The organism is Nocardia farcinica (genome assembly GCF_029867845.1).
GTDB lineage: Bacteria > Actinomycetota > Actinomycetes > Mycobacteriales > Mycobacteriaceae > Nocardia > Nocardia farcinica_A.
The window spans coordinates 1-3,770 of the sequence record NZ_JARWRU010000930.1 but is presented as its reverse complement, the minus strand read 5'-3'; the positions used below and the strand labels follow the sequence as shown (position 1 = coordinate 3,770).

The following is a 3,770-nucleotide window of genomic DNA, read 5'->3' as shown; positions in this document are numbered from 1 at the left end:
GCGGCCCGTCGCGCGTATACCTGAGGCCATGACACAGGACGGTCGGACCGGCGCCGCCTCGGCCAACGCGCCCGCCGGCGGCGCGCCATCGACGGCGGGGCCCGCCAACTCCGCGGAACATCCCTGGCCGGTGCGCACGGTGTCGGTCAAGGTCATGCAGTGGATCGACCGGCTCGGCAGCATCTGGGTCGAGGGCCAGATCACCCAGATCAACCTGCGCCCCGGCGCGCGCACCGCCTTCCTGGTGCTGCGCGACCCCTCCGCCGACATGTCGCTGCAACTGACCTGCGATTCCGACCTGATCCGCCGCGCCGCCGCGCCACTGCGCGAGGGCAGCCGGGTGGTCGTGTACGGCAAGCTCGTGTTCTTTCCCGCGCGCGGCAGCCTGTCACTGCGGGTCACCGAGATCAGGCAGGTCGGGGTCGGGGAGCTGCTGGCCAGGATCGAACGGCTCAAGTCGCTGCTGGCGGCCGAGGGCCTGTTCGACGAGCGGCTCAAGCGTCCGCTGCCCTTCCTGCCCCGGGCGGTGGGGCTGATCACCGGTCGCGGCGGCGCCGCCGAACACGACGTGCTGACCGTGGCCGCCCAGCGCTGGCCCGCGGTGCGTTTCCAGGTGCGCAACACCGCGGTGCAGGGACCGACCGCGGTCCCGCAGATCCTGGCGGCGTTGAGCGAGCTGGACCGCGATCCCGAGGTGGAGGTGATCGTGCTGGCCCGCGGCGGCGGCAGCGTGGAGGATCTGCTGCCGTTCTCCGACGAGGCGCTGTGCCGGGCGATCGTCGCGGCCACCACGCCGATCGTCAGCGCCATCGGCCACGAACCGGACAACCCGCTTTCCGACTATGTCGCCGACGTGCGCGCGGCCACGCCGACCGACGCCGCCAAGCGCGTGGTGCCCGACGCCGCCGCCGAACTCGCCCTGGTCCGCGAGCTGCGCGCCCGTTCCGCGGCGGCGCTGCGCGGCTGGGTGGAGCGCGAGTCGACGGCGCTGGCGCAACTGCGGTCGAGGCCGGTGCTGGCCGACCCGGTGCGCGAGATCGACCGGCGCGCCGCCGAGGTGGCACGCGCCCGCGCCGACGCCCGCCGCTGCGTCGAGCACCTGCTCGCGGCGGAGTCCACCGCCACCAGACATCTGCGCGAGAAACTGACCGCCGTCGGCCCGGCTTCGACACTGGCCCGTGGCTACGCTGTGGTGCAGCGGGTGCAGGGCACGGAACGGCACGTGGTCCGCTCCGTCGAGGACGCGCCCGCAGGCAGTCAGCTGCGCATCCGGGTGGCCGACGGGGCGATCACCGCGGCGGCGCTGGGCACGAAGGCGCTGGGCACGAGGGCGCTGGGCACGGGCCCGGCCACGAACCCCGACCGCAAGCGCCGGGCAGACGACCGCCCGGCGGACGACACAGGAGGGAACTGACGGTGGCCGATTCCTCGAAGGCGGGCTCGTCCGGCACCGCCTCGGACCGGGACGACCTGGCCGAGATCGCGGGCTTCGGCTACGAGCGGGCCCGCGACGAGCTGGTCAATGTGGTGAAGATGCTCGAACAGGGCGGCTTGGATCTGGACGATTCGCTGGCGCTGTGGGAGCGCGGCGAGGCGCTGGCCGATCGGTGCGAGGAACATCTGGCCGGGGCGCGGCGGCGGGTGGAAGCCGCGATCGCCGGATCGGACAGCGAGGACTGATCGGACAGCGAGGACCGACTCGGCACACCGACCGCGCCGGCGCGCGATCGCCCCGGCGAGCGGCGTCAGCGGGCGACCGGCTCGGCCGGGTGACCAGCTCAGCCGGGTGACCAGCTCGGCCGGGTGACCGGCTCGGCCGGTGAGCGGCTCAGCGGGTGAGCGGTTGGGCGGCGGTGATCGCCTGGGCGAGGGTGGTGAAGGCGCCCGCGCCACCCGCGCCGGTGATGAGCACCCTGGACGCGCCGAAGTCGGCGATCCAGACGGTCTCCTCGGCGGGCTCGGCGTAGACGACCCACTTCTGGTCGCCGATCTGCTCGGTGCCGCTCGCGTAGCGGGAGCCGATGACGAAGCGGGCCAGCGCCTGCTCGGTGGCGTCGCTCTGGGTCATCCGCATGTAGGCGCCGGTGTCGGTGATGTAGCCGATGGTGCTGACCTGGCCGCCGCCCTCGCCGACGATCGTGTCGCGTGAGCCGGAGTTGGGCGTCCACGAATCGGGTACTTCTGGATCGCGGATCGGGAACGACAGGGTACGGGCATCGGACTGCAACGCCGCGCGGGCGTCGAAGTTCGGGATCTGCCCCGGCGTCGGTCCGTTCGCGGCGAACGTGCACTGGCTCGCCAGACCCGCGAAAGCCACGACGATCAGCACCAACGGGAGCAGCGTGAACAGCAGGTCCTTGTAGTTGAGCAGGATGCGCGGCTTCTGGTACGACACGCCTCCCAGTATCCACGCGGCGAACCTCACGCGAAGCGCGCACCCCGTGGGCGAACCGGGCGGGGACCGGGCGTGCACCGACCGGCCTCCCCGCAATGAGACAATTGTCCGGTAACACACAACCCGAGGAGGCACCCCGCTATGACGGCATCTTCGCCCGCAACCAGCCGCCGCGAGGCCCCGGACCGCAACCTGGCGCTCGAGCTCGTCCGAGTCACCGAGGCGGGCGCGATGGCCGCCGGTCGCTGGGTCGGCCGTGGCGACAAGGAAGGTGGCGACGGAGCCGCCGTCGACGCGATGCGGCAGCTGGTGAGCTCGGTGTCGATGAACGGCGTCGTGGTGATCGGCGAGGGCGAGAAGGACGAGGCGCCCATGCTGTACAACGGCGAGTCCGTCGGTGACGGCACCGGCCCGGACGTGGACTTCGCCGTCGACCCGATCGACGGCACCACGCTGATGTCGAAGGGCTCGCCGGGTTCGATCTCGGTGCTCGCGGTCGCCGAGCGCGGGGCGATGTTCGACCCCTCGGCCGTGTTCTACATGCACAAGATCGCCGTCGGCCCCGAGGCCGCCGATGTCATCGACATCACCGCCCCGATCGGCGAGAACGTGCGCAAGGTGGCCAAGGCCAAGCGACTATCGGTCTCCGACGTGACGGTCTGCATCCTGGACCGCCCCCGCCACGCCGAACTCATCCAGCAGGTCCGCGACGCGGGCGCCCGTATCCGCCTGATCTCCGACGGCGACGTGGCGGGCGCGATCGCCGCGGCCCGCCCCGAGTCCGGCACCGATCTGCTCGTCGGCATCGGCGGCACCCCCGAGGGCATCATCGCCGCGGCGGCGCTGCGTTGCATGGGCGGCGCGTTGCAGGGCATGCTCGCCCCTAAGGACGACGAGGAACGGCAGAAGGCCATCGACGCGGGCCACGACCTCGACCGCGTGCTCAGCACCGAGGACCTGGTCGCGGGCGAGAACGTCTTCTTCTGCGCGACCGGCGTGACCGACGGCGACCTGCTGCGCGGCGTGCGCTACTTCCCCGGCGGCGCGTCCACCCACTCGATCGTCATGCGCTCGAAGTCGGGCACGGTCCGCATGATCGACGCCTACCACCGGCTGACCAAGCTGCGCGAGTACTCCTCGGTGGACTTCCACGGCGACGAGGACGCCGTGCCGCCGATGCCCTGATCGGCCGCTCACGCCTCGACCCGAGGGGGGGGGGGGGCCCCCCCGGGGGGGGGGGGGGGGGGGGGGGGGGGGGGGGGGGGGGGGGGCGCGGGGGGGGGGGGGGGGGGGGGGGGGGGGGGGGGGGGGGGGGGGGGGGGGGGGGGGGGGGGGGCCAGGGGCGCGGGGGGGGGGGGTGGTGGCCGCCGGCGGG

Annotated in this window: 5 protein-coding genes; 3 read left to right on the top strand and 2 right to left on the bottom strand. The window is 73.4% G+C overall.

What is annotated here, in order from left to right; all coding sequences use genetic code 11:
- The first annotated feature begins 28 nt into the window (after positions 1 to 28).
- Positions 29 to 1,414, top strand: coding sequence for an exodeoxyribonuclease VII large subunit (gene xseA, locus QH283_RS20455; protein WP_280504594.1), 1,386 nt, complete (start codon positions 29 to 31; stop codon positions 1,412 to 1,414).
- A 2-nt stretch (positions 1,415 to 1,416) separates the two neighbouring features.
- On the top strand, positions 1,417 to 1,680 hold the full coding sequence (locus QH283_RS20450) for an exodeoxyribonuclease VII small subunit (RefSeq protein WP_280504593.1): 264 nt from the start codon (positions 1,417 to 1,419) through the stop codon (positions 1,678 to 1,680).
- A gap of 148 nt (positions 1,681 to 1,828) precedes the next feature.
- Here QH283_RS20450 and QH283_RS20445 read toward each other — a convergent pair whose 3' ends face one another.
- Positions 1,829 to 2,395 carry a DUF4245 domain-containing protein gene (locus QH283_RS20445; RefSeq protein ID WP_280504592.1) on the bottom strand — a complete coding sequence of 189 codons (567 nt, stop codon included), beginning with the start codon at positions 2,393 to 2,395 and terminating at the stop codon, positions 1,829 to 1,831.
- 141 nt (positions 2,396 to 2,536) lie between these two features.
- On the opposite strand from QH283_RS20445, the gene glpX reads away from it, so the two are divergent.
- On the top strand, positions 2,537 to 3,580 hold the full coding sequence (gene glpX, locus QH283_RS20440; RefSeq protein ID WP_280504591.1) for a class II fructose-bisphosphatase: 1,044 nt from the start codon (positions 2,537 to 2,539) through the stop codon (positions 3,578 to 3,580).
- Positions 3,581 to 3,588: 8 nt separating this feature from the next.
- Here glpX and QH283_RS20435 read toward each other — a convergent pair.
- On the bottom strand, positions 3,589 to 3,770 hold a 182-nt coding region (locus QH283_RS20435; protein WP_280504590.1), incomplete at its 5' end, for a hypothetical protein.

Bases quoted from the DNA above. Each gene is read 5' to 3' on its own strand.
- xseA (WP_280504594.1), top strand. From the start codon at position 29: ATGACACAGGACGGTCGGACCGGCGCCGCCTCGGCCAACGCGCCCGCC.
- glpX (WP_280504591.1), top strand. From the start codon at position 2,537: ATGACGGCATCTTCGCCCGCAACCAGCCGCCGCGAGGCCCCGGACCGC.